22 protein-coding genes and 1 pseudogene are annotated in these 23,343 nt (G+C 44.0%); all 23 read left to right on the top strand.

Annotation, left to right across the window (positions count from 1 at the left end; genetic code table 11):
* The 23 genes and pseudogenes from aspS (at position 1) to C6P11_RS04505 (ending at position 23,254) form a co-directional block, all read left to right on the top strand.
* The gene (gene aspS, locus C6P11_RS04405) at positions 1–1,806 is read left to right on the top strand and encodes an aspartate--tRNA ligase (RefSeq protein WP_135518887.1); all 1,806 of its coding nucleotides are present in this window, start codon (positions 1–3) and stop codon (positions 1,804–1,806) included.
* A 229-nt stretch (positions 1,807–2,035) separates the two neighbouring features.
* Complete coding sequence (locus C6P11_RS04410) at positions 2,036–3,979, top strand: hypothetical protein (protein WP_135518889.1); 1,944 nt, start codon at positions 2,036–2,038, stop codon at positions 3,977–3,979.
* Positions 3,980–4,082: 103 nt separating this feature from the next.
* Positions 4,083–4,964, top strand: a complete 882-nt coding sequence (locus tag C6P11_RS04415; protein WP_003610428.1) for a YitT family protein — start codon at positions 4,083–4,085, stop codon at positions 4,962–4,964.
* A gap of 195 nt (positions 4,965–5,159) precedes the next feature.
* Positions 5,160–5,345, top strand: coding sequence for a 30S ribosomal protein S21 (gene rpsU, locus C6P11_RS04420; RefSeq protein WP_003610426.1), 186 nt, complete (start codon positions 5,160–5,162; stop codon positions 5,343–5,345).
* 74 nt (positions 5,346–5,419) lie between these two features.
* Positions 5,420–5,863 carry a GatB/YqeY domain-containing protein gene (locus C6P11_RS04425; RefSeq protein ID WP_003610424.1) on the top strand — a complete coding sequence of 148 codons (444 nt, stop codon included), beginning with the start codon at positions 5,420–5,422 and terminating at the stop codon, positions 5,861–5,863.
* Between the two features lie 100 nt (positions 5,864–5,963).
* Positions 5,964–6,962, top strand: coding sequence for a PhoH family protein (locus tag C6P11_RS04430; protein WP_135518891.1), 999 nt, complete (start codon positions 5,964–5,966; stop codon positions 6,960–6,962).
* A gap of 4 nt (positions 6,963–6,966) precedes the next feature.
* A complete protein-coding gene (ybeY, locus tag C6P11_RS04435) occupies positions 6,967–7,449 on the top strand; it encodes an rRNA maturation RNase YbeY (protein ID WP_135518893.1) in 483 nt (160 codons plus the stop codon).
* On the top strand, positions 7,433–7,861 hold the full coding sequence (locus C6P11_RS04440) for a diacylglycerol kinase family protein (RefSeq protein ID WP_135518895.1): 429 nt from the start codon (positions 7,433–7,435) through the stop codon (positions 7,859–7,861). The genes ybeY and C6P11_RS04440 overlap by 17 nt, the downstream gene beginning before the upstream one ends.
* A 52-nt stretch (positions 7,862–7,913) precedes the next feature.
* Positions 7,914–8,822: a GTPase Era gene (gene era, locus C6P11_RS04445; RefSeq protein WP_003610416.1), complete on the top strand. Its 909-nt coding sequence runs from the start codon at positions 7,914–7,916 to the stop codon at positions 8,820–8,822.
* Positions 8,823–8,869: 47 nt separating this feature from the next.
* Positions 8,870–9,670, top strand: coding sequence for a DNA repair protein RecO (recO, locus tag C6P11_RS04450; protein WP_135518897.1), 801 nt, complete (start codon positions 8,870–8,872; stop codon positions 9,668–9,670).
* A gap of 52 nt (positions 9,671–9,722) precedes the next feature.
* Positions 9,723–9,899 (top strand): hypothetical protein, encoded by a 177-nt coding sequence (locus tag C6P11_RS10930; protein WP_167849528.1) that lies wholly within the window; start codon positions 9,723–9,725, stop codon positions 9,897–9,899.
* A gap of 260 nt (positions 9,900–10,159) precedes the next feature.
* Positions 10,160–10,795, top strand: a pseudogene (pnuC, locus tag C6P11_RS04455) (nicotinamide riboside transporter PnuC).
* A gap of 110 nt (positions 10,796–10,905) precedes the next feature.
* Positions 10,906–11,871, top strand: coding sequence for a TMEM175 family protein (locus C6P11_RS04460; RefSeq protein ID WP_135518899.1), 966 nt, complete (start codon positions 10,906–10,908; stop codon positions 11,869–11,871).
* Between the two features lie 301 nt (positions 11,872–12,172).
* Positions 12,173–13,099 carry a glycine--tRNA ligase subunit alpha gene (glyQ, locus tag C6P11_RS04465; protein WP_003610409.1) on the top strand — a complete coding sequence of 309 codons (927 nt, stop codon included), beginning with the start codon at positions 12,173–12,175 and terminating at the stop codon, positions 13,097–13,099.
* Position 13,100: 1 nt separating this feature from the next.
* The gene (gene glyS / locus C6P11_RS04470) at positions 13,101–15,182 is read left to right on the top strand and encodes a glycine--tRNA ligase subunit beta (RefSeq protein WP_135518901.1); all 2,082 of its coding nucleotides are present in this window, start codon (positions 13,101–13,103) and stop codon (positions 15,180–15,182) included.
* A 124-nt stretch (positions 15,183–15,306) separates the two neighbouring features.
* Positions 15,307–15,459, top strand: a complete 153-nt coding sequence (locus C6P11_RS10935; RefSeq protein ID WP_167849529.1) for a hypothetical protein — start codon at positions 15,307–15,309, stop codon at positions 15,457–15,459.
* A 15-nt stretch (positions 15,460–15,474) separates the two neighbouring features.
* The gene (locus tag C6P11_RS04475; protein ID WP_135518905.1) at positions 15,475–16,011 is read left to right on the top strand and encodes a phosphatase PAP2 family protein; all 537 of its coding nucleotides are present in this window, start codon (positions 15,475–15,477) and stop codon (positions 16,009–16,011) included.
* Positions 16,012–16,372: 361 nt separating this feature from the next.
* Positions 16,373–17,971 (top strand): KxYKxGKxW signal peptide domain-containing protein, encoded by a 1,599-nt coding sequence (locus C6P11_RS04480; protein WP_135518907.1) that lies wholly within the window; start codon positions 16,373–16,375, stop codon positions 17,969–17,971.
* Between the two features lie 260 nt (positions 17,972–18,231).
* Positions 18,232–19,776 (top strand): helix-turn-helix domain-containing protein, encoded by a 1,545-nt coding sequence (locus C6P11_RS04485; RefSeq protein WP_167849530.1) that lies wholly within the window; start codon positions 18,232–18,234, stop codon positions 19,774–19,776.
* Positions 19,777–19,929: 153 nt separating this feature from the next.
* Positions 19,930–20,358, top strand: a complete 429-nt coding sequence (locus C6P11_RS04490; protein WP_135518913.1) for a helix-turn-helix domain-containing protein — start codon at positions 19,930–19,932, stop codon at positions 20,356–20,358.
* A gap of 43 nt (positions 20,359–20,401) precedes the next feature.
* On the top strand, positions 20,402–21,418 hold the full coding sequence (locus C6P11_RS04495) for a hypothetical protein (protein ID WP_135518915.1): 1,017 nt from the start codon (positions 20,402–20,404) through the stop codon (positions 21,416–21,418).
* A gap of 391 nt (positions 21,419–21,809) precedes the next feature.
* The gene (locus C6P11_RS04500; protein WP_135518918.1) at positions 21,810–22,769 is read left to right on the top strand and encodes a TerC family protein; all 960 of its coding nucleotides are present in this window, start codon (positions 21,810–21,812) and stop codon (positions 22,767–22,769) included.
* A gap of 98 nt (positions 22,770–22,867) precedes the next feature.
* Positions 22,868–23,254, top strand: coding sequence for a Rid family detoxifying hydrolase (locus tag C6P11_RS04505; protein WP_135518921.1), 387 nt, complete (start codon positions 22,868–22,870; stop codon positions 23,252–23,254).
* Positions 23,255–23,343 lie beyond the last annotated feature (89 nt).

Raw genomic sequence — 23,343 nt, forward strand, 5'->3', positions numbered from 1 at the left:
ATGAAGCGTACTAACTATGCTGGCTTGATTGATGAAGCCTACCTTGATCAAACTGTCACGCTACAAGGATGGGTGCAAAAGCGCCGTGACTTGGGTGGTTTGATTTTCGTTGATTTGCGTGACCGTGAAGGTATTGTGCAATTGGCCTTCTCAGAAGAATTTGGCGCAGATGCTTTGGCAGTTGCTGAAAAGATGCGTTCAGAATTCGTTATCGAAGTTGAAGGTGTTGTTCGTTCACGTGCTGAAGGTGCGGTTAACGATAACTTGAAGTCAGGTAAGATTGAAGTGCAAGTTGCCAAGGCAACGATTTTGTCAGAAGCTAAGACGACGCCATTCTACATTGAAGACGATATCAACGTTTCAGACGAATTGCGTTTGAAGTATCGTTACTTGGATTTGCGTCGTCCTGAGATGCAAAATAACTTGCGTATCCGTTCAAAGATTACGGCTGCAACGCACGAATTCTTGGATGCAAACGGCTTTATCGATATTGAGACGCCATACTTGGCTAAGTCAACGCCAGAAGGAGCCCGTGATTACCTAGTGCCATCACGTGTTTACCCTGGTTCATTCTACGCTTTGCCACAATCACCACAATTGTTTAAGCAATTGTTGATGGGTGCCGGCTTTGACCGTTACTACCAAGTTGCCCGTGCCTTCCGTGACGAAGATTTGCGTGGTGACCGTCAACCAGAATTTACGCAATTGGACGTTGAAACGTCATTCATGACGCAAGATGAAATCATGGCATTGGTTAACGAATGGGTTGCCGCTATCATGAAGAAGACAGTTGATGTTGATTTGGATACGGCTCAAATTCCAGTGTTGGATTACGCTGATTCAATCAAGCGTTTCGGAACTGACAAGCCTGATATGCGTTTCGGCATGGAATTGCAAGATTTGTCAGAATTGATGGCTGATTCAGAATTTGGTGTCTTTGCTAACGCGGTTAAGAACGGTGGCCAAGTAAAGGCAATCGTTGTACCTGGTGGTGCTGATCACTACTCACGTAAGGACATTGATAAGATGGCCCAATACATCGAGCGCTTCGGTGCCAAGGGATTGGCTTGGTTGAAGGTGACTGATGAAGGTATCACTGGACCAATTGCTAAGTTCTTGACGACGAAGGGTGACGACTTGTTGGCCCAAACTGAAGCTAAGGCCGGCGACTTGATTTTGTTCGCGGCTGATTCAGAAGGCGTTGTTTCAGCAACGTTGGATGCTTTGCGTCGTATGACGGCTAAGGAAATGGACTTGATTGACAACAGCAAGTGGGCCTTCGCTTGGGTTGTTAACTGGCCATTGTTTGAGTACCAAGCTGAAGAAGATCGTTGGATTGCGGCACACCACCCATTCACAATGCCAAACGAAGAAGATTTGCCATTGTTGGAGACGACGGAAGGTGCTCACCAAGCGCACGCTCAATCATACGACCTTGTGTTGAACGGATACGAGTTGGGCTCAGGTTCAATCCGTATTCACCGTATGGACATCCAAGAGAAGATGTTGTCAGCACTTGGCTTCACTAAGGAAGCAGCCCACGACGCATTCGGCTTCTTGCTTGAAGGTATGGAATACGGCTTCCCTCCAATGGGTGGAATCGCCCTAGGATTGGATCGTTTGGCTATGTTGTTGGCTGGACGTGACAACATCCGTGAAGTGATTGCGTTCCCTAAGAACTCAAAGGCTACTGAGCCAATGACAGAAGCACCAACACCAGTTGCCAAGGCACAAATCGTTGATGACTTGGGATTGACGGCGCCTGTATACGCCGACATTGAAGCACCAAACATGTCAGAAGAATAATTGTTTTTAATTGAGCGAGTTTGCAGTTTTCTGTAAGCTCGCTCTTTTTTGGTTTGTCAATCGATTTTCCTATTAATAGTAAGTTGTTTTGTTGCAAAAATAGCACAGCTGAATTTGTCGCATTTCACATTTTGTTCATAAATCCTCCTTATACTTTTTGTTAGTGATAAAGATAAGTAAGTATCTTTTGTTAGAGAATTTGGATTAAAGAAATTTGGGGAATTGTGACATGTTGAATTGGCGTAAATTAGCATTATCTTCAGCTGTTGTTCTAGGGATGATGACTGTGGCAGGGACTGCCTACGGTTCTGATGATGTTTATTTGACTGATAATAGTCACACGGCATCAACCACTTTGGACAACGCGACTAAGGTGACATGGAACTCACCGTTGTACACGACAGATATGGATGCTTTGAATGCAAAGCTCGGGGATGCCGATGTTCGCACTGAGATTATTCGTGAAGCGGGCTTCATGATTAATGGGCAGAAGGCCATGGATTGGCACCCAGGAAGTATTTCAGTTAACGGACAACAATTTGATGGCTACTTAACTTTCAAGAGTAGCCGCTTACTTAGCGTCGGATCGACTGCGCGAATCTTCGTTAAGTTTAACAGTGTCTATGACATTCAATTCCAAGTGTTGTATCAAGTGAGCGCAAACGGCGATCAATCAGAATCTTGGTATGGTGCGCAAGGAATGTACGTGGGTATTCAACAAGGTGAGCGACCAGCTACGCCTGAGGACCCGGAGGCACCTAAGCCAGAAGATCCAGAAACTGGTTGGACGACGGGACCTATTGATGCACCTAATTTTTCTGATTGGACGACATTGCCAAGTGTGCCATTGCAAACGCCTGACACTGGGGATGTAACCATCGACGGAAACACAGTAGGCGGCAAGGGTGACACGGGTGATATCAACATTGACGGGAATACTATTGGTGGTAAGCCAGACCAAGGTGACCAAACGATTGATGGAAACACAGTTGGTGGTAAGGGTGATACTGGTGATATCAACATTGATGGTAATACTGAAGGTGGCAAGGCAGATACGGGGGATATTTCGGCGCCAAGTACACCAGACACTGGCGACATCCTAGCACCAAGCACTCCAGACCAAGGTGACCAAACGATCAATGGTGACACGGAAGGCGGTAAGGGTGACACCGGTGACATCAACATTGATGGTAATACTGAAGGCGGTAAGGGCGATACTGGAAACATTTCAGCGCCAAGTACACCAGACACTGGCGACATTCTAGCGCCAAGCACACCAGACCAAGGTGATCAAACGATCAATGGTGATACTGAAGGAAGCAAGGGTGACACCGGCGATATTAACATTGATGGTAATACCGAGGGTGGTAAGGCCGACACTGGTGACATCTCGGCACCAAGCAATCCGGACACTGGCGACATCCTAGCGCCAAGCACGCCAGACCAAGGTGACCAAACAATCAACGGTGATACTGAAGGAAGCAAGGGCGATACTGGAAATATTTCAGCGCCAAGCACGCCAGATACCGGGGATATCCTAGCACCTACTGAGCCAGGTTATGGGGCTGTTCCAGCACCAAGCACACCTGATCACGGTCAACAAACGATTGATGGGAACACTGAAGGTGGTAAGCCAGATACAGGCGATATCGCAGCGCCAGTTGTATCAGGTGAAGGTGATACAAACGTCACGAATCCAGATACACCGGTCGTTGATGATCAAAACAATACAAATGATTCAAATGAAGTAAATACTTCGGATGATTCAAGTGCGTCAGCAGTTGTCACGCCTGGTGGGTCACAAACCGGCTTCGTGACTAACGAAACACCAGGATTGGTTTCAGCGGGTGCGAATACAACGGCACGTACAGCGGTATTTGGTGATGATGCACCCACGTTCATCGGTGGCTATGCGACATCAAGTCAACCAACGCTTAGCCAATCAGCATCAAACAGCAACCAAGCACGTCTTGCAAGTTCAAGTGCTGGGCGTGATTTGATTCACGACATGATTGTTTCTGAGGATGCCAAGCGTTCTAATGCATTGAAGTTGGAACAAGCCGGCGTTGGATCTGAATGGTTCACGATGGTAGCGGGAGCAATCCTTGGCTTCTTGTTCGCATTCTTCCGTCGTCGACGTGAAGAGCGTGACGAAGAAAACGAAACACGATAATTAAAGCATGACGAAAACTTACGGGCGTTGGTCCGTAAGTTTTTTATTTTTATGGGCGTTTTCGTGCTAAAATCATAAAGTACAAATTGAAAGAAGCGAGAAAATGGACCAGATAGAACAGTATTTTAATCGACACCAGTACTCAAGTCGCATCGGTAGTGCGATGGTATACGCAGTTGCTTCAGCGATTGCGTTGAACTTTTTTTGGACACCCGGACACATTTATTCTTCTGGATTTACAGGACTAGCCCAGTTGCTGAACACATTGCTGGAACGCTTTGTGGGATGGCATGTGCCAGTTGGTGTCTTGCTGGTGCTGATTAACGTGCCACTAATGATTACCGCCTACCGTGCGATTGGTAAGCGATTTGCGATGTTTACGGCGTTGGCTTTGTTGCTGGCCGCAATTGCGATGCGTTTGGTTTCGCAACCGGAGCAATTATGGACGCACGATCCACTTGTCATGGCCATCTTTGGTGGTGCTGTCAACGGATTTGGAACCGGGTTGGCTCTACGTAACGGGCTCTCAACTGGTGGGTTGGATATTATTGGGATTCTGGTTCGTCGCAAGACTGGCATGAAGATGGGAGCGGTAAACTTAACGTTTAACTTCTTCATCTTGTTGGCCTCAGGATTCTTGTTTGGTCCACAATATGCGTTGTATACCGGTATTGGTCTGGTTATCAACGCCCGCGTCATTGATTTGGTTTATACACGTCAACAAAAGATGCAAGTGATGATTGTGACAGAAAAGCCTGATTTGGTTATTGAAGCCATTCAGCGTGATATCCGTCGTGGCATTACGATTGTGCACCACGCTGAGGGTGGGTATAACCACCACCACAAGGAAGTCTTGTTCACCGTTATTTCAATGTATGAACAATATGACCTGCGTGATGCGATTTACGAGGTTGATCCACAAGCTTGGGCATCACTCTGGCGTATCGATCGCACGTTCGGTCGTTTCTACGAGCCAAAGTTGTAAGCTAACGGTTTGTTAGGTACAAAAAGCTTAGGGACAAACATTTTAGGTGTGACTAGGTGAAGAGTGATAACAAATCGTCAGCAGTTTTGTATAAAGCGTTGACAACAGGTTCAATTCTGGTAAACTATTAAAGAACAAAAGTGTGCGACATATATAAAAGTTGGAAACTTCACACGGGAAGGGAGGGTAAACATTATGGCAAAGACTGTTGTTCGTAAGAATGAGTCTCTTGATGATGCTCTCCGTCGCTTCAAGCGTGGTGTATCAAAGGATGGTACCTTGCAAGAGTACCGTAAGCGTGAGTTCTACATCAAGCCATCAGTACAACGTAAGTTGAAGGCTGAGGCCGCTCGTAAGCGCAAGAACAAGAAGAGCCGTTAATTCGACTCTTGCCGGGCTACCTGCTGGTGGTCCGGTTTTGTTTTATATTCAAGTAATTAAAGGAGATTATGATTATGAGTTTGTTGGAACAACTGACTAACGACATGAAGGAAGCAATGAAGGCTAAGGACAAGGTTACTTTGGGCGTTGTTCGTATGGTAAAGTCTTCAGTTTCTAACGAGCAAATCAAGTTGGGTCACGACTTGACTGCTGATGAAGAATTGGCTGTTTTGTCACGTGAGATGAAGCAACGTGTCGAAGAGTTGGAATCATACAAGGATGCTGATCGTGAAGATTTGGCAGAAGAAATCCAAGGTCAAATCGACGTTTTGAAGCGTTACATGCCTGAGCAAATGTCTGAAGAAGAAGTCGTTGCCGTTGTTAAGGAAACGATTGCTGAAGTCGGTGCATCATCAAAGGCTGATTTGGGTAAGGTAATGGGCGCTTTGATGCCTAAGGTTAAGGGTAAGGCTGACGGTAAGTTGGTTAACCAAACTGTTCAATCATTGTTGGGCTAATTAAGGTCGAACTATGATACGGGGGATACCCCCGATACATATATATTTGCGGTATAATAGTAACCGTAAGAGAATAATTCGAATTAGAGGGATTACATTTTTGGCAGCACAAGTTGAAAAAGTTTATCGTTTTGAAAATGCTGAGCAAGAAATTGGTTTGGTCGGCGCACAAGACAGTAATTTGAAGTTAATTGAAGAAGGCATGCAGGTTGCATTGTCTGTGTTTGGGGACCAACTAACGATTAAGGGTGAAGCTGAAGCAGTAGATGCTGCTGAAGCGATTGTCGCTGAATTGGCCGCTCTAATTAAAAAAGGTGTGAAGTTGAACGCAACTGATATCGTGTCAGCGATGAAGATGTCAGAACGCGGTACGTTGGAATACTTTGGCGACATGTACACGGAAACGTTGATTCGTGATGCTAAGGGACACCCAGTTCGTGTTAAGAACTACGGTCAACGACGCTATATCCAAGCCATTCGCAATAATGATATTACGTTTGGTATCGGACCAGCTGGTACTGGAAAGACGTATTTGGCTGTTGTTATGGCCGTGGCTGCTTTGAAGCGCGGCGATGTGGAGAAGATTATCATTACGCGTCCGGCTGTTGAAGCTGGTGAAAGTCTTGGTTTCTTGCCGGGTGATTTGAAGGAAAAGGTTGATCCTTACCTACGACCAATTTATGATGCGTTGCATGCTATTCTAGGTGCTGAGCACACGGAGCGTTTGATGGATCGTGGTACGATTGAGATTGCACCATTGGCCTACATGCGTGGTCGTACGTTGGATAATGCCTTTATCATCTTGGATGAAGCACAAAATACAACACCGCAACAAATGAAGATGTTCCTAACCCGTTTGGGATTTGGATCACACATGGTGGTTAACGGTGATGTGTCACAAATTGATTTGCCAAGTAAGGTGCGTTCAGGCTTGATTCAAGCCCGTCGTGTGTTGGTAAATGTGTCACATATCGAATTTATTGAGTTCGCGGCAGATGACGTTGTGCGTCACCCAGTTGTCGGAGCGATTATTAATGCATACGACGCCTTTGATGCAGCGCAAGAAAAGGCAAAAGAAGCAAAAAAGAAGAAGGATTAAGATTATGGATTTGGCGATCATTGACCAATCAAAGCCTGGCGTTCCCGCTGAGCAAATTGAACTCGTTGAAAAGGTTTTGAACTATGCTGGTGAGTATATGAAGTTGCCAGCTGATACTGAAATGTCAGTAACGTTCGTAAACAATGATGAAATTCAACGTTACAACCGCGAATACCGTGGGTTGGATAAGCCAACGGATGTCATTTCATTTGCCATTGAAGAAGATGGTGATGATTTGCCATTGATGATGGATGAAGAGATGGCCGAAGATTTGGCTAAGAACATTGGTGACATTATCGTTTCTGTCGATAAGATTGGTGAGCAAGCGGAATACTTGGAACACTCATATGAGCGTGAACTAGGATTCTTGGTTGTGCACGGCTTCTTGCACTTGAATGGTTATGACCACATGCGCAGTGATGAAGACGAAAAGATTATGTTTGATTTGCAACGTGAGATTTTAGATAGTTATGGACTTACACGATAAGAAAAAGGCTACTACACAAGAGCCACAAATTGAGAAAAATACGCACTTCCTCCAAGCCCTTGGACATGCCTTAGAAGGTATTGGTCAACTTTTGGTTCGTGAACGAAACATGCGTTTTCATATTGTTGCGGCGATTGTAGTCTTACTTGTCGGCATCTATGTTAAACTAGGACGTTCAGATTGGTTGTGGATTTCAGTTGCCGTCTTTACGGTTATCATGGCTGAGTTCGTGAATACCATGGTCGAAGCAATTGTTGATTTGATTGTGGGTGAACAATATCACCCGTTGGCTAAGGTGGCAAAGGACGTGGCGTCTGGTGCCGTTTTGGCGGCGGTGGCATTTGCCGTTGTGATTGGTGTTTTGATTTTCCAACCATACATCTTGCCAAATTTGCAGATGATTATTAAATAAGTTAGTTGTACGCGCGATGCGTGGATTATAGAAAGAATAGAGAATAATATACATGAGTGAACAAGGATTTAAGTCAGGTTTCGTTGCCCTAGTTGGTCGTCCAAACGTTGGTAAGTCAACGCTTTTGAACAAGATGATTGGTGAAAAGATTGCCATCATGTCACCAAAGGCACAAACGACACGTAACAAGATCCAAGGAATTTACACGACTGATGAAGGCCAAATTGTGTTCATGGACACACCAGGAATTCACAAGCCACACAATTCATTGGGTGACTTCATGGTGAAGACGGCGATGTCAGCTTTGCGTGAAGCTGATATGGTTTGGTTCTTGGTTAACGCCGACGAGCCACGTGGTGCCGGTGATGACTTCATCATCAACCGTTTGAAGGACACAAACACACCAGTTTACTTGATCATCAACAAGATTGATTTGGTGAACCCATCAGACTTGTTGGCTATCATTGCTGATTACAGCCAACAAATGGAATTCGCGGAAATCTTCCCAATTTCAGCTTTGAAGGGTGATGGTGTGCCAGAGTTGTTGGACTTCGCCATGGACAAGATGGAAGAAGGACCACAATACTACCCAGCTGACCAAATTACGGACCACCCAGAGCGTTTCATCATGAGTGAGTTGATTCGTGAGAAGGTGCTACAATTGACACGTCAAGAAGTGCCACACTCAGTTGCCGTTGTGATTGATAAGATCGAACGTCAAGATGAGAACCACTTGCACGTGCAAGCCACGATTGTTGTTGAACGTCCAACGCAAAAGAACATCGTTATCGGTAAGCAAGGTGCGATGATCAAGGAAATTGGTGTTCGTGCCCGTAAGGATATCGAACGCTTGCTTGGAGACAAGATTTTCTTGGAGACGTGGGTTAAGGTTGAAGAACGTTGGCGTGATAAGCCACAAGCCTTGCAAACGTATGGTTACAAGGAAGATTCAGATATTTAATGATGTGAGAAGGAGACTAATTAGTCTCTTTTTTATTAGGAGGCGGCATGGCGGAAGTATTTGAAGCGATTGTCATGTATCAACGTGACCACAAAGAAAAAGATTTGATGGTTAAAATGCTGACTAAAACAGCCGGCAAGCGGATGTTTTATATCAAAAATGGTAAGTCAAAGCGTTACCAGTTTGCTGCTGATGTCCAACCGATGACGATTGCAACCTTCGAAGGAACGTTGAACCAAACCGGGCTAAGTTTCATTAATTCAGTTAAAGAAAGTCATCATTCTCGTGAGTTGATGATGGATGTTGAGAAGAATGCTTACATGACATACATCCTTGGCTTGATTGACGCTGCTTTCGTCGACAATCAGCCGATTGAAAAGTGGTTTAATTGGGCAAAGTTGGCGCTTGAAAAGCTGGAGGAAGGTCTCGACCCACAAGGCTTGGCGAACTACTTTGAAGTCCAATTATTGCCAGCATTTGGTCTAAATCCGACTTGGGGTGAATGCGCGGTTTGTGGTCGTCGTGATTTGCCACTCGATTTTTCTGAAAAGTTAAATGGCACCATTTGCCAGATACACTGGGACCAAGATGAAAATCGCATGAACGCCAATCCGCGCTCGGTTCGAATTTTGTCACAACTGGCGAAGGTGGATTTGAAGCAACTGGGCACGTTGAGTCTGAAGGATGAAACAAAGCAAGATATGGCGCGTGTGATGGATAAGCTGTATGACGATCAGGTTGGTGTACATTTGCGTGCAAAATCATTTATTCAACAGTTATCAGGCTGGCAAGCACGGCTAGCGACTCGCAATAATTCTGAGGGCCGAAATGAGACTTCTACGGACTAATCACTTATAATAAATGTGTAGAAGAAAACGTTTTCAGACAGGAGATGATTCTATGGACATTAATTTGGATGATTTGAAGGACAAGGCAGCTGACGCACTAGAAGGGGCTGACTTGAACGAATTGAAGGATAAGGCCGGCGAGTTGCTTGGCGACAAGGCTGACATGCTTGATAACGTTGATTTAGATGACGTTAAGGACAAGCTATCAGGATTGCTTGGAAAAGATTGAATAAACACCTAATGGACGGCATGCTCGAGTGAGTGTGCCGTCTTTTTTCGCATCTCAACCACCAACTAGTTACAGTCCTGTGACATTGTGCACAAACGATTAGTTAATGTGGTAATCTATTGCTTAGTGTTTTAGTTTTAGGGAGTAGTAGAAAGATGCAGAATTTGAAGCGAGCTTTGCGTGAAGCAACGTCGCCAGCAAACATCAAACGTGACTTAGCGTTGATGAATCGATTCCAACGCGTGTACATGGTTGTGATTATGGCCGTCACGGTTTGGGCGTTTGTTTATACAGGCGACTATTCATCATCCGGTTGGACAAGTTTGATTACTGGCCTTGTGTTGGCGTTTTATTTGATTATGTTGGCTAGTGGCCGTTTGACGAATTTCTTCTGGGGTTTGTTGACGAATGGTATTTGGCTGTTGATGTCAATTCATAATCACTTGGTTGGTGATATCTTGAACCAAGGATTCTTCTTCGTGATGCAATTTGTGGGGATGGCGGCTTGGTACAAGCAACTGTCACAACAGGCCGATAACAGCTAAATTCAAGCTAAGCGCATTGGTCCGAAGATGATGGGCTGCCTGGTCGCAGGGGCAGTCGTCGTCTACGGCATTGTCTTGACGGTTGCGAAGACGGCCCACGGTAATCAAGTTTACCTGGACTCATCACAACTACCACTAGGTATGTTGGCCCAAATTTTGGCAACGTACGGTTACCTATCACAATGGATTGTGTGGTTGTTCGTTGACGCTGTGGGCTTGTTGCTCTGGTGGAATCAAATCCAAGCAGGTGGCTCAGGTGCATTGGGGATGTTTGTCCTCATGATTGTGAAAACATTCAATGCTTTCTACGGGATGTACTTGTGGTCTAAGACGACCGAATATAAAGATTAATTATGATAGACTGGCAACATTTTGTTGTCAGTCTTTTTTTGATTTAGTCGGTGTCTGTTCACAATGAATCGCTATCCTTGAGTAAAATCGGGGACAATGTGGGGAAGACGATGACAGAAAAATTTGATTTGAAGAAAGCTGAACAGGCGAAGTTGCAGTTAAGCGATCGTTACTACGCAAAGCCGACGATCAATCGACTGAACGGATTGATTGACGCTGTTTTGGCAATTGTAGCGACTATCATGGTGTTGGCATTGAAGTTGCCAATTAAAGGGGCACACGATTGGACGACAATCCAACCTGTTTTGATTGGGATTGCGATATTTGTGGTGAGTTTCATTGTGGTGGTGAATCAATACGTGACGAACATGCGTATGTTCAATTTGATTCACAAAATTAATCCGGTGGGGATGCTATTGGTATTTAGTTGGCTGGCAGTATTAGCGCTTTTGCCATTTTTTACCCGCTGGATGTTTGAAGACTGGCATAATCGGTATGCAGTGTTGGGGTACGGGATTATTTATGTTTTAGCTAGCGTGTTACAACAGGCGTTACTACTCAATTTGGTGAAGACGAATTTCAATCCTGATGAGATGACGGAGGCGGGCAATAATTCATTAGCGCAGTTATATCATTTCGCATTTAATACTCAGGCGCGACTAACGGGAATTAGTGCAATAGTTCTGTTAATCGTGGCGACTATCTGGCCAACGTGGGGATTCTGGTTGTTTATCTTGGTGCCAATTGTTAGTTTCGTCCAAACGCTGTTTGAAGGTGAATTGAAGGATCGCATTAATGATCAAGCCGCGCGTTGGCGACCAGAAGAACAAGCGCGTGTGCAAGATATGTTAAATGCGGATGATGAATCAATCAGTGAGAAATCGATGGATATGCAAGAAAAAGTGTTGCAACGTCTATTCTGGCGTCGCTTGTCACCAGAAAAGCGCGCTGACGCACAAAAACGATTTGATGATTGGCGTGAGGAACAACGCCGTGAGCAAGCTGAGGAACAAGCACAAGAAGCGACTGAGCAAGCCCGTGAGCGTGCTCGAAAAGAAGCACATCGTCGTTCTTAATTAATCAGTCATGCGCGTTGACTTTTAAACGCTGAGTGATAAACTTATTACATGTAATAAGCGATGAAAGCAGAAGAATTGCGTGAACTCAGTCCAGCAAGTCACCGGTGATGTGAGGGTGATCTGAAAACGCGCAAGGGGCACTGCCGGAGCACAATTTAATCCAATGAAGCTGCTAGGAGTTTTCCTAGAAGTAGGGTGGAACCGCGAATTATCGTCCCTACATCAATCATTTTTAAAGGTGATTGGTGTAGGGCTTTTTATTTGCTCGAAGCCAACCACGAGAAAGGAATTTGTCAACATGAGTGCAAAAATGAGTGTGCAAGACATTATTTTGACGTTGCAAAAGTTCTGGGCTGATCAAGGCGCAATGCTAATGGAAGCCTACGATACAGAAAAGGGTGCTGGTACGATGAGCCCTTACACGTTCCTACGTGCCAATGGTCCTGAGCCATGGAACGCAGCTTACGTAGAGCCATCACGTCGTCCAGCCGATGGACGTTACGGGGATAACCCAAACCGTTTGTACCAACACCACCAATTCCAAGTGGTTATGAAGCCATCACCTGACAACATCCAAGAGTTGTACTTGGATTCTTTGAAGGCCTTGGGTATTGATCCTTTGGAACACGATATCCGTTTCGTTGAAGATAACTGGGAGAACCCTTCAATGGGTGCCGCTGGTATCGGTTGGGAAATCTGGTTGGATGGTATGGAAGTGACGCAATTTACGTACTTCCAACAAGTCGGTGGAATCCAAGTTGATGCCGTAACATCAGAAATCACGTATGGTTTGGAGCGTCTGGCTTCGTACATCCAAGACGTGCCAACAGTTTACGATTTGGAATGGGGTAACGGTGTTTTGTACGGTGACATCTTCAAGGAGCCTGAGTACGAACACTCAGTTTACTCATTCGAAGAGTCAGACCAAGAGATGTTGTTGCGTCACTTTAACGAGTACGAAGCTGAAGCCAAGAAGGCCTTGGAAAAGGGCTTGGTTCACCCAGCTTACGACTACATTTTGAAGTCATCACACACGTTTAACTTGTTGGACGCGCGTGGAACGGTTTCAGTTACTGAGCGTGCAAAGTACCTTTCACGTATCCGTAACATGGCCCGTTCAGTTGCGCGTGCCTTCATTGATGAGCGTAAGAAGCTTGGTTTCCCATTGTTGAAGGACGAAGCTTTGCGTGCGAAGTACTTGCCTGCAGATGAGGAGGAGAACTAAGATGGCTAACTTTTTGCTAGAAATTGGTTTGGCAGAAGTTCCTGCCCACTTGGTTACGCCCGCAATTAACCAATTGGTTGAGCGTGCCGAAAACTTTATGAAGGATGAGCGTTTGGCTTACGAGTCAATCAAGCCATTCTCAACGCCACGTCGTTTGGCAGTTTTGATTTCAGGTGTGGCTGAAAAGGCTGAAGACTTTACTGAAGAAGTAAAGGGACCTGCTAAGAAGGCTGCTTTGGACGCTGAAGGTAACTACTCAAAGGCTGCCCAAGGATTCGTACGTGGTCAAGGTATGACGACGGACGACATCACGTTCAAGGAATTTAACGGTAACGAATACGTTTACGTAACGAAGTTTGAAGCTGGTCAACCAGCTGCTGCTGTTTTGGCAGGCTTCAAGTCAGTTGTTGAGGCAATGACGTTCTCAACGACGATGAAGTGGGGCCGTCACACGTTCGAATACGTTCGTCCAATTCGTTGGATGGTTGCGTTGTTGGATGATCAAGTTGTACCATTCGATATTTTGGGTGTTGCAACGGGTCGTTCATCACGTGGACACCGCTTCTTGGGTCACGATGTTGAAATCGCATCTGCTGACAAGTACGAAGAAGCTTTGACGTCTGTTTTCGTGCAAGCTGATGCTGAAGCACGTAAGGAAAACATCCGTGCACAAGTGCGCCAAATTGCAGCCGACAACAACTGGCAAGTGGTTGTTGACGATGATTTGCTTGAAGAAGTTAACAACATCGTTGAATACCCAACGGCCTTTGCTGGTGGCTTCGACGAAGGTTACTTGGAAGTTCCTGACGAAGTATTGATTACGTCAATGAAGGAGCACCAACGTTTCTTCCACGTGGTTGATGCTAATGGTGCTTTGTTGCCACACTTCATCTCAGTTCGTAACGGAAACGCTGAACACATCGACAACGTGATTGCCGGTAACGAGAAGGTGTTGGTTGCCCGTTTGGAAGACGCTAAGTTCTTCTACCACGAGGACCAAAAGCACGGCATCGACTTCTACAACAACAAGTTGGAAGTTGTTTCGTTCCACGCTAAGTTGGGATCAGTTGCCGCACACACGCGTCGTGCCAAGGCATTGGCTGCTATCATTGCTGGTCGCTTGAACTTCTCAGCTGACCAACAAACGAAGTTGGCCCGTGCAGGTGAGATCTACAAGTTCGACTTGATGACTGGTATGGTTGGTGAGTTCGACGAATTGCAAGGTATCATGGGTGAGAAGTACGCCAACTTGTTTGGTGAAGACGCCGCTGTGGCCCAAGCAATCCGTGAACACTACATGCCAATCTCAGCTGATGGTGAATTGCCAGCGTCAGATTTGGGTAAGGTTTTGGCTTTGGCTGACAAGTTGGATAGCTTGTTGTCATTCTTCGCTGGTGGCATGGTACCATCAGGTTCAAACGACCCATATGCTTTGCGTCGTGCTGCTTCAGGTGTTGTAAACATCTTGGCCGACAACAAGTGGGAGTTGGATATTGACGGTATCTTGTCAGACTTGATCGATGACATCAACGCCGATGCTGCTAAGTTTGGTTTGCCAGAAGATGTTATGGCTGAGTTGCAAAACAATGTGGCTGCCGTTGTGAACTTCTTGACGGACCGTGTTGTGAAGGCGTTGCAAGATGATGGTGTTCGTCGTGACATCATCAACGCGGTAACGAAGAATGACTTTGCTGATACGACTCAAATGTTCGAATCAGCACAAGTTTTGGCAGCTCACGTGGCTGACGATAACTTCCGTGAAGGTGTTGAAGCTTTGACGCGTGTCATGCGCTTGACGACAAAGAACGCTACTGACGCTGTTGTTGATGTGACGTTGTTCGAGAACGATGCTGAAAAGGCTTTGTTCGAAGCTGTTTCACCAGTTGCTGAAGATTCAGAAACGGATGCCAAGTTGGTTGCTTTGTTGAACTTGCAACCCGCAGTTGCAGCTTACTTCGATGAGACGATGGTCATGGTCGAAGACGAAGCTGTTAAGAACAACCGTTTGGCTACGTTGCACGCTGTTGCTAACGAAGCGACTAAGGTAGCTAACTTCCTAGAATTGGATGTTAAGTCAAACTAATCATTAATTAATATGAAGGCCAGGCAATTTTTGCCTGGCCTTTTTTGTGTCTCAAGCACCATTCGAAAATTGTTCACAACGCCGTGATAACCTGGGTTTGATGAAGATGACAGGAGGAAATATCATGATAAGTTTTAAACAGGTTTGGCACGCAAAATGGCCAATGATTGTGGGACTGTTTTTGTTTGTATGGGCGATTGAATCGTTCAGTTATTTTGTTGTGGCAACTTGGGCTGGTGGCGTGCATGGCGGTGTCGCTTCAGCGGTTAATTTGTAGTTGGGCATTGATCGCGTGATACCATGGTTTACGCCGATTTTTGCACTGTATATGCCGTTGCCGTTTATTTGGATTATTTTATGGCCGGTCATGGCTTGGTTTGCTGGCCGGGAGCGTTTGTTTTGGCAATACTTCACGGTAAGTTCGCTGGTTTACGTGATTTCGACAGTGATTTACGCTGTTATGCCAACAGTGACGATTCCACATGACTTTTTGGTGGGCCCGATTCAAGTTTTGTCCAAGGGCACTGCATTCTATAGTCAGATTGCGGTGCTAGATTCGTCATCTGTGAACGTGTTCGGATCATTCCCCAGTTATCACAATGCTTGGGCGGCTTTAGCGGTGTTCTTCGGTGTTGTTGCGCTTCGTGAGCACCGTTCTGTCCTTGGTGTTATCTGTGTTGTCTTCGGCTTGTTAATTACGTTAAGTACGTTCTTGTTGCACCAGCACGCGGTTTTGGATGCGGTCTTTACATACGCTTTAGTTGGATTGTGCTGGTGGTTAGATGCAAAATTGGGATGGTCAAAAAAGTTGTTGCAGGGCAAGAGTTAGCAAGATTTAGAAATTGAAAACATTTTAGGCGGTCACGCATTTTTCTGTGTGATCGCTTTTTTGTCGTTCAGTTAAATTAAAAAACAGACGATTATGTTAGGTGTTTTTGTACTACTTTAACGGAATTTTCAAATTGAACTGTTTTATATATCTTTCAACAAATTTATAAACCCTGATTTATAGGCGTTTGTGGCATTCGCCCTTTCATTAAACATAAAAAATATATTCTTTCATATGCTTAAAACATTATGAGTGAAAACTAATAATCAAAAATACAATGACCTTACACATTGATAGATCAAGTCGCCTGTTGGGGTGATTTTGATTGCAAAGTTTCGAATAGTGGGAAGGGTTTTGAGTTATGATGAAGAAGAATGTCCAAAGCAAGGGTCATTTTAAGATGTATAAGGCTGGCAAGAAGTGGGTAAGCTACGGTTTGTCAGTTATGGGTGTAGCGTTGGTTGTTGGGACACCGGTTATGTCTGCAACGCTACAATTAACGACGCCAGAAACGGTTTCTGCAGCTTCTGTGCAAGAAACTGATTTTACCAAGGTACCAGCCAGCGTTTTGACGGCAGCAAGCACAGAAGCTGATGTTGATTTGTCAAACAACGGTGAGTTTTCAGCTTGGTTAGCGGATGTCGTTAAGAACTGGGACAACTGGTCAGATCAACAAGCAGCCCGTAACGCACTTGCTGATTTGGGACGTGCTTTTGCGCAAAACAAGAACTTGAAGTCAGTTGATTTGAGTGGAACGTTTGCTGCTGCCAATGCGGCTGATAAGCACAATGGTCACGACGCGGCGCAGTTGTTCTGGGAAATGCAACTTTCTAACGTCAAGACGGCATCTTTTGAAACGCTTGACTTGTCAAACAACAACTTCACGCCTGAGCTAACAAACACGGTATATGCAGCAAATGGTATTAACACGACAGTAAAGCACTTGTTGTTTGGAAACAGCAGTGCTGAATTGATTGCAACCATTCATGCAAATGGAAACAATAACTATGCGGCCGATGGTCACCACGGATTCGGTGGTAAGTTTATTCAAGCTGATGTGTCAGATACAGAGATGGTTCCAAATGATCCTCAATATTTGACGTCAGAGGCGGTAGTACCAAATGACCCACAATATTTGACGTCAGAGGCGGTAGTACCAAATGATCCACAATACTTGACGTCATCAGCGGTGGTTCCAAATGATCCACAATACTTGACGTCAGAGGCAGTAGTACCAAATGATCCACAATACTTGACGTCATCAGCGGTAGTACCAAATGATCCACAATACTTGACGTCATCAGCAGTAGTACCAAATGACCCACAATACTTGACGTCATCAGCGGTAGTACCAAACGACCCAATCTTGACGTCATCAGCAGTAGTGCCAAATGAACCAATTTTGACGTCATCAGCGGTAGTACCAAACGACCCAATTTTGACATCATCAGCGGCAGTGCCAAATGAACCAATTTACAGTTCATCAGCGGTGGTACCAAACGATCCAATTTTGACGTCATCAGCAGTAGTGCCAAATGATCCAATTTTGACGTCATCAGCGGTAGTACCAAACGACCCAATCTTGACGTCATCAGCGGTAGTGCCAAATGATCCAATTTACAGTTCATCAGCAGTAGTACCAAATGATCCAATTGAAGCACCAGCCAATGGTGTTACAGATGATGATAAGAATCATGCTAAGGATGCTATGACAGATGAAGCTGCTAAGCAAAATGTTGCCGAGGATGCCACGGTTGTTTCAAGCATTGATGATATTGCACACGCAGAGACGCCAGCAGCTTTGCAACAAGCCGTTGATCGCGCTGCGGTAGCTATTTCAAATGCGGTGTCATTGCCAGAAACGGCTGCTAAGGGTGCCCAAGACAAGAGTGCCTTGTTGGTAGCTATGACGGTTATGGCTAGCCTTGTAACTTTTGCATTTGTACAAAAGCGCAAGTAATCTGTTAGTTTTCAAAGTTTAGTTTTCGAGAATAATGAACAGATTTCCCAAGTTTGTTCATTTGATGAATACGAAAATAAGACGAATAAAATAATATCGACATAAAAACCGTAATTGTTCAGTATGATTATTTGAATTGTGGTGTACAATGTTAAAAGAGGACTTATTTATATAGGTCCTCTTTGTTTTTTGTGGGATGCAACACAGGCCTCCGATATGTGGGATTGAAGAGGTTGCTTGTTAGGGTGAGAGAAATGTTAATGGGTTACGAAGTCGATTGGTTACTCGACAAAGCAGACAATGATGAAATTGCGTTAGCATCATTTATTGTCAACAATAATAGCGATAAAATATTTGTGACAGAGTTAGAAAACGAATTCGATTGGTCAGGATACAAAGTCCGTCGTACCGTCGAGTTGTTGGCACAACACTTGCTTAAGTTATACGGTGTTGATGAGGACGGCGAGAATGCAATTCAACTGACAGATCATAATCGCGTGGTGGTTGTCTCGAAATATCGGCATGTCAACCTAGATGATTTGAAGTACGAGTTATTATCACAGTCATTGAAGTGGCAGATGCTGGTTGATATGTTTAATGAACGAATGATTAACTATGAACGCTACGCGGCAGAAAAGTCTGTCTCTGTGGGGACGGTAGGTAATCATAAGAAAGAGTTGGAGCATCTGCTCTTGAAATATGGTGTGCACATCACGCCACAAAACACACTTGAAGGGGATACTGAATTATCGGTTCGACTGATATTCATTCAAATTTATGCCCGTTTCTATGGCGGACGTAAAATGCGATTCAACCATGCGTTGAGTATTACAGTTCAGGATTGCCACGTGCTGTTGAATAAGCTGATTTTTGAAGGTGAAGGGAAACTGTCTTCATCAGAGTGGCACTTTTTGAAAGTTTATTTGTTGGTATCACTTACCAGAGAACGCCATGGACACCGTGGTGGTGAAACCTTAACCAACTATATTTTGCGACCTTGGCAAGAACTTTCACAACGTACGCAACTAATCTTGACGCAGTTAGTCCAGAAGTTCAAAGAAATTAATCTTTTGGACGAAGAAGCGGATGTCTGGGCACAGGTTCAAGGATTTTATCTCGCGATGTACGTGGTCGGCCTAGGCGGACGGCTAGATTGGCAAAACGATTTAGCAGAACCTATCGTCCAAAATGTTAAGGATTTGTGGCAGGTGATGGTGCGGGTGTTTGATTCGCATATACAATCAACTATGCCGGAAGGAACCAAAGAGGCGCTGCCCCGAGATGTTTTGGCACCGTTGATTCTTGTCGAAGTTTACAAGGAACACAATGAGTTATTGCTCGATAATCCGGTAAGAATTGATAATGCAATTTTAATGGTGCCAACGACGGCACAAATTACGGACGAAATCATTTCTGAATGGCAACAGTCAATGGCAATTGATTTAGAAATGATGAAAAATCTTTTCTATGGGCCAATCTTCATGTTGTTATTTTCAAATGTTAGTTTGACGTTATTTTGGCCGCCAGTTAATGTCTTAATTGATATTCGTACGCGACCTAATCTTGAATTGATGTTGCGACGTCTAATTTCAGGATTCTTAAAGATTAACGTGCAGTTTGTAGATGATTTAAAGATCGCCGACATTGTCATTTCGGATGTCATTGGACCAACTGCTAATATGAACAATCGATTCAATTGGCAAGATTTACCAAGCACAAAACAAATTACACAGTTACAACGAAGTCTGATTGAGATGCAAAGATCAAAAATGGTGGATAAAACCGAAAAAACAGACTTATTCTAAGATGATGTATGCAATAGTGGTACGACCCATGCGGTTGGGCCACTATTTTGGTTTCATGGCAAAAACAACGGCAAAATTATTTTGTTTTTGAAAAAACGTTAAATTCTAAATAATAAATTTTCAATTACTATTATCCAGTGGAGGATAAGGGGTATGGTTGTTGATTTATGGATGTTAGATAAAAAAGAGCAAGAGAAGGTGACGCTGTTAACCGAACTTGCGAATTCTGATGAACTGATTTTGCCGGTTTCAGAATTGATGGAGCGCTTGGATTGGTCAAAGTATAAGGTGCTTGAGAATGCACGAGCACTGAATGGCGATATTCAAGTTGTGATGTCCACGACAGATGACACGTTGCTTGTTTCAGATGATTCAAAAACAATTTATTTGGATGATCGTTATTTGGGTAATGTAGATGGCATTATTAGCTACTACATTAAAAATTCAGTGTATTGGCAATTTACACTTGATGTATTGAACGAAACGATGAAGTCATATGAGCACTTCGCGTTGCAACATGCGATTTCTGCCGGGACGGTAAGTAATATCAAGCAAACTTTGAATGAACGTTTAGCCAAGTAAAAATTTGACGATTACGCCAAATTATCATTTCGAAGGGAACGAAATGTATTTGCGCTCAATGTTGTTCCATATCATGATGCGTTGGGATGTGGTGGCCCAAACGGACAAGGTCCGTGACATCGTGACACGTGAACCGATTTTCAAGGATTTCCGTATTAACTCAGCTGCGTTAACAAACGTTCGTTCATTGGTTATTCAGCAATTTTTGGCAATTTCATTAGTTCGTGCTCGACTTGGTCATTTTATTAACAGTGCCCCAGTGCGCGAAACGCTTGTTAATTATGATGAACTCGACGATCGTGCGCAGTGGCTGATTACAGAATGGCAAGTAATGCTTGAACGCCAAGGTATTAGCGTGACGAATGCTAAGGAAGAAAGCGTGCAGCTGCTCTATATTTTGTATTTGAACAACATTCGCATCGACACGGATTGGATGATGAATGTCACGAAGCGTGTGAAGAAGCGTTTGAATGACTTTATTTTCAAGGTGGAGAGCTTGTATTTTGAGTGCTTCAATACCGAACTAGAGGAAGAAGAATTAGCAAATCTACGTCGTCATTTATTTGCGACAATTATTCGTTCATTTGGTGACAGTGACGATTTGTTTATTCCGGAACGCTTTAGTTCGATTGATGTTGCAACGTTGTATCCGGTTGTACATGAATTTACAAACGCGGCCATGAAGATTTTCCGCGAAGATATGGGTGTAAAAAATCTTTCAGATAATTTCTTGTATGACAAATTGGTTGTGACGTTCTTGAATGATTTGGCATTTGATAAGATGTTCAAGCCGATCGTGGTGAACGTTAACATGCAGCAATATCCTAGCGCTAACCGCGTGTTACAGGAAATGATTAAGTCAGTTTCGCGTTATGAAATTGTCTTTACGGAAAATACGACTAAAAATGCTGACTTGGTCATTTCAAACTTCCAAGCCAACGTGGAACCGCAAAATAAGTTCGAGTGGACGGCGCTACCAACGAGTCGCCAATGGCACCAGTTCGAACAGCGCCTAGGTGAAATTAGTGTGTCAAAACTAAATAAGACGTCGATTTTGTAAGCTTCAAAAAGTTTTACAATTTTGAAAAAAGAGTGTGCTAGTGATTGCTATCGCTATGACATAATAATTATGCAACGCAATGTTGTGATGCTTTAGCAGCGTCGGGCTAGATTCTCAAGTGCTAGCAATGAGAACATGAACACTAGCCAAAACACAAACTAAAGTTATCTACTTCTCTCTTTATAAAAAAGTCTGAAAGACCCACTTTCTTTCTTTTATAAAACATCCGCCTTTACCCTAGGGCGGGTGTTTTTGTTTACCGGCGTGAAATGAACCTAATAAAAGTTAGTAATAGTATTACGATTAATATTCGGTTAGAATAGAGTTATAGTCATCGCGGACCAAATTGGTGGCCCGAGACGTATCTATTTATAAGAAAGTTGAGAAATACATGGAAGTTGGTATAGGTTATTGGATTGGTTTCTTCGCCTTTGTTTTGGTGATGTTGGCACTTGATTTGGGTGTCTTCCACAAAAACAATGAGGCACCAACCATGAAAGAATCATTGTTGTGGAGTGCCTTTTGGATTGGGCTTGCCTTCATTTTTGCAGGTGGTCTTTGGTTCTTCACTGGCGGTGATCATGCGCTTGATTTCGTGACGGCATACTTGCTTGAAAAGTCATTGAGTATTGATAACTTGTTTATCTTCATTTTGGTATTTGGTTTCTTCGGTATTGAATTGAAGTATCAACACCGTTTGCTGTTCTGGGGTGCCTTTGGTGCCCTAGTCATGCGTGTGATTTTCATTTTTGGTGGCGCAGCCTTGCTACACCATTTTGCGTGGTTGATGTACATCTTCGGCGCATTCTTGATTGTCACTGGTGTGAAGATGCTCTTCGAAAAGGAAGAAGCGCAAGATTTGAATGATAGTTTCATCATCAAGAGTTTGCGTAAGATTTTGCCATTGAAGGAAGATGTGGCAGAACCACATTTCCTGGTTAAGGAAAATGGTAAGCGTTATGCAACGCAATTCTTGTTGGTATTGTTGTTCATTGAAGCATCAGATTTGCTATTTGCCGTTGACTCAATTCCAGCTGTTTTGGCCGTTACGCAAGATACATTTATCGTCGTGACGTCAAACATCTTTGCGATTATGGGATTGCGTTCATTGTACTTTGCTTTGTCTGGTATTTTGCCAATGTTCCGTTACATCAAGTACGCATTGGCGGTCGTCTTGGCCTTTATTGGGGTGAAGATGGTCTTGAATGAATCAGCGAAGGCTTTCGATTGGCACTTCCACATCTCAAATGTGGTGTCATTGACCGTTATCGTTGGATTGTTAACACTATCAATTATTGCCTCAGTTATCGTCTCTCGTGTACAAGAGCGTCGTAAGTTTAAGGCTGAATAACAGTTGGAGGATCTACCTTTTCGGGTAGGTCCTTTTTTAATTCCACTATCGATTTTTGCGCGTATACTGACGATATTAAATTTGTAGGGGATAGAAAAATGACAAAGCAAATTATCGCAACAACTGATGCACCAGCTGCTATCGGACCATACTCACAAGCTGTTTTGACGAATGGGACGTTGTACGCTTCAGGACAAATTAGTTTGATTCCTAGCACAGGGGAATTTGCAGGGGAGACGACCTTGGAACAAGCAACGCAAGTCTTTAAGAACATTGATGGCTTGCTTGCTGCAGCTGACATGACGCGAGCAGATATTGTTAAAGTGAGTGTTTACCTTGCTGATATGGCTGATTTTGCACCTGTAAATGAGTTGTATGCCGATTACTTTAGTGAGGTTGCCGCATTCCCAGCTCGTTCAGCTGTAGCGGTGGCAACGTTGCCAAAGAACGCCCGCATTGAAATCGAAGTAATTGCGAATAAATAGGTAACGAAAGCGTATGTGTCTGTTGATACATACGCTTTTATGTTATAATGTAAGCGTTTACTGAAAAGATATTTAATGAATGAAAGCGA

Source organism: Weissella confusa (genome assembly GCF_004766315.1).
Taxonomy (GTDB): Bacteria; Bacillota; Bacilli; order Lactobacillales; family Lactobacillaceae; genus Weissella; species Weissella confusa_A.

What these genes read in the sequence shown, in the direction of transcription:
- aspS (WP_135518887.1), top strand. Translation starts at nt 1, where the DNA reads ATGAAGCGTACTAACTATGCTGGCTTGATTGATGAAGCCTACCTTGAT.
- C6P11_RS10935 (WP_167849529.1), top strand. Translation starts at nt 15,307, where the DNA reads ATGATAAGTTTTAAACAGGTTTGGCACGCAAAATGGCCAATGATTGTG.
- C6P11_RS04410 (WP_135518889.1), top strand. Translation starts at nt 2,036, where the DNA reads ATGTTGAATTGGCGTAAATTAGCATTATCTTCAGCTGTTGTTCTAGGG.
- C6P11_RS04495 (WP_135518915.1), top strand. Translation starts at nt 20,402, where the DNA reads ATGTATTTGCGCTCAATGTTGTTCCATATCATGATGCGTTGGGATGTG.
- C6P11_RS04490 (WP_135518913.1), top strand. Translation starts at nt 19,930, where the DNA reads ATGGTTGTTGATTTATGGATGTTAGATAAAAAAGAGCAAGAGAAGGTG.
- glyQ (WP_003610409.1), top strand. Translation starts at nt 12,173, where the DNA reads ATGAGTGCAAAAATGAGTGTGCAAGACATTATTTTGACGTTGCAAAAG.
- C6P11_RS04415 (WP_003610428.1), top strand. Translation starts at nt 4,083, where the DNA reads ATGGACCAGATAGAACAGTATTTTAATCGACACCAGTACTCAAGTCGC.
- C6P11_RS04425 (WP_003610424.1), top strand. Translation starts at nt 5,420, where the DNA reads ATGAGTTTGTTGGAACAACTGACTAACGACATGAAGGAAGCAATGAAG.
- C6P11_RS04485 (WP_167849530.1), top strand. Translation starts at nt 18,232, where the DNA reads ATGGGTTACGAAGTCGATTGGTTACTCGACAAAGCAGACAATGATGAA.
- C6P11_RS04460 (WP_135518899.1), top strand. Translation starts at nt 10,906, where the DNA reads ATGACAGAAAAATTTGATTTGAAGAAAGCTGAACAGGCGAAGTTGCAG.
- C6P11_RS04440 (WP_135518895.1), top strand. Translation starts at nt 7,433, where the DNA reads ATGGACTTACACGATAAGAAAAAGGCTACTACACAAGAGCCACAAATT.
- C6P11_RS04505 (WP_135518921.1), top strand. Translation starts at nt 22,868, where the DNA reads ATGACAAAGCAAATTATCGCAACAACTGATGCACCAGCTGCTATCGGA.
- C6P11_RS04480 (WP_135518907.1), top strand. Translation starts at nt 16,373, where the DNA reads ATGATGAAGAAGAATGTCCAAAGCAAGGGTCATTTTAAGATGTATAAG.
- glyS (WP_135518901.1), top strand. Translation starts at nt 13,101, where the DNA reads ATGGCTAACTTTTTGCTAGAAATTGGTTTGGCAGAAGTTCCTGCCCAC.
- C6P11_RS10930 (WP_167849528.1), top strand. Translation starts at nt 9,723, where the DNA reads ATGGACATTAATTTGGATGATTTGAAGGACAAGGCAGCTGACGCACTA.
- era (WP_003610416.1), top strand. Translation starts at nt 7,914, where the DNA reads ATGAGTGAACAAGGATTTAAGTCAGGTTTCGTTGCCCTAGTTGGTCGT.
- ybeY (WP_135518893.1), top strand. Translation starts at nt 6,967, where the DNA reads ATGGATTTGGCGATCATTGACCAATCAAAGCCTGGCGTTCCCGCTGAG.
- rpsU (WP_003610426.1), top strand. Translation starts at nt 5,160, where the DNA reads ATGGCAAAGACTGTTGTTCGTAAGAATGAGTCTCTTGATGATGCTCTC.
- recO (WP_135518897.1), top strand. Translation starts at nt 8,870, where the DNA reads ATGGCGGAAGTATTTGAAGCGATTGTCATGTATCAACGTGACCACAAA.
- C6P11_RS04500 (WP_135518918.1), top strand. Translation starts at nt 21,810, where the DNA reads ATGGAAGTTGGTATAGGTTATTGGATTGGTTTCTTCGCCTTTGTTTTG.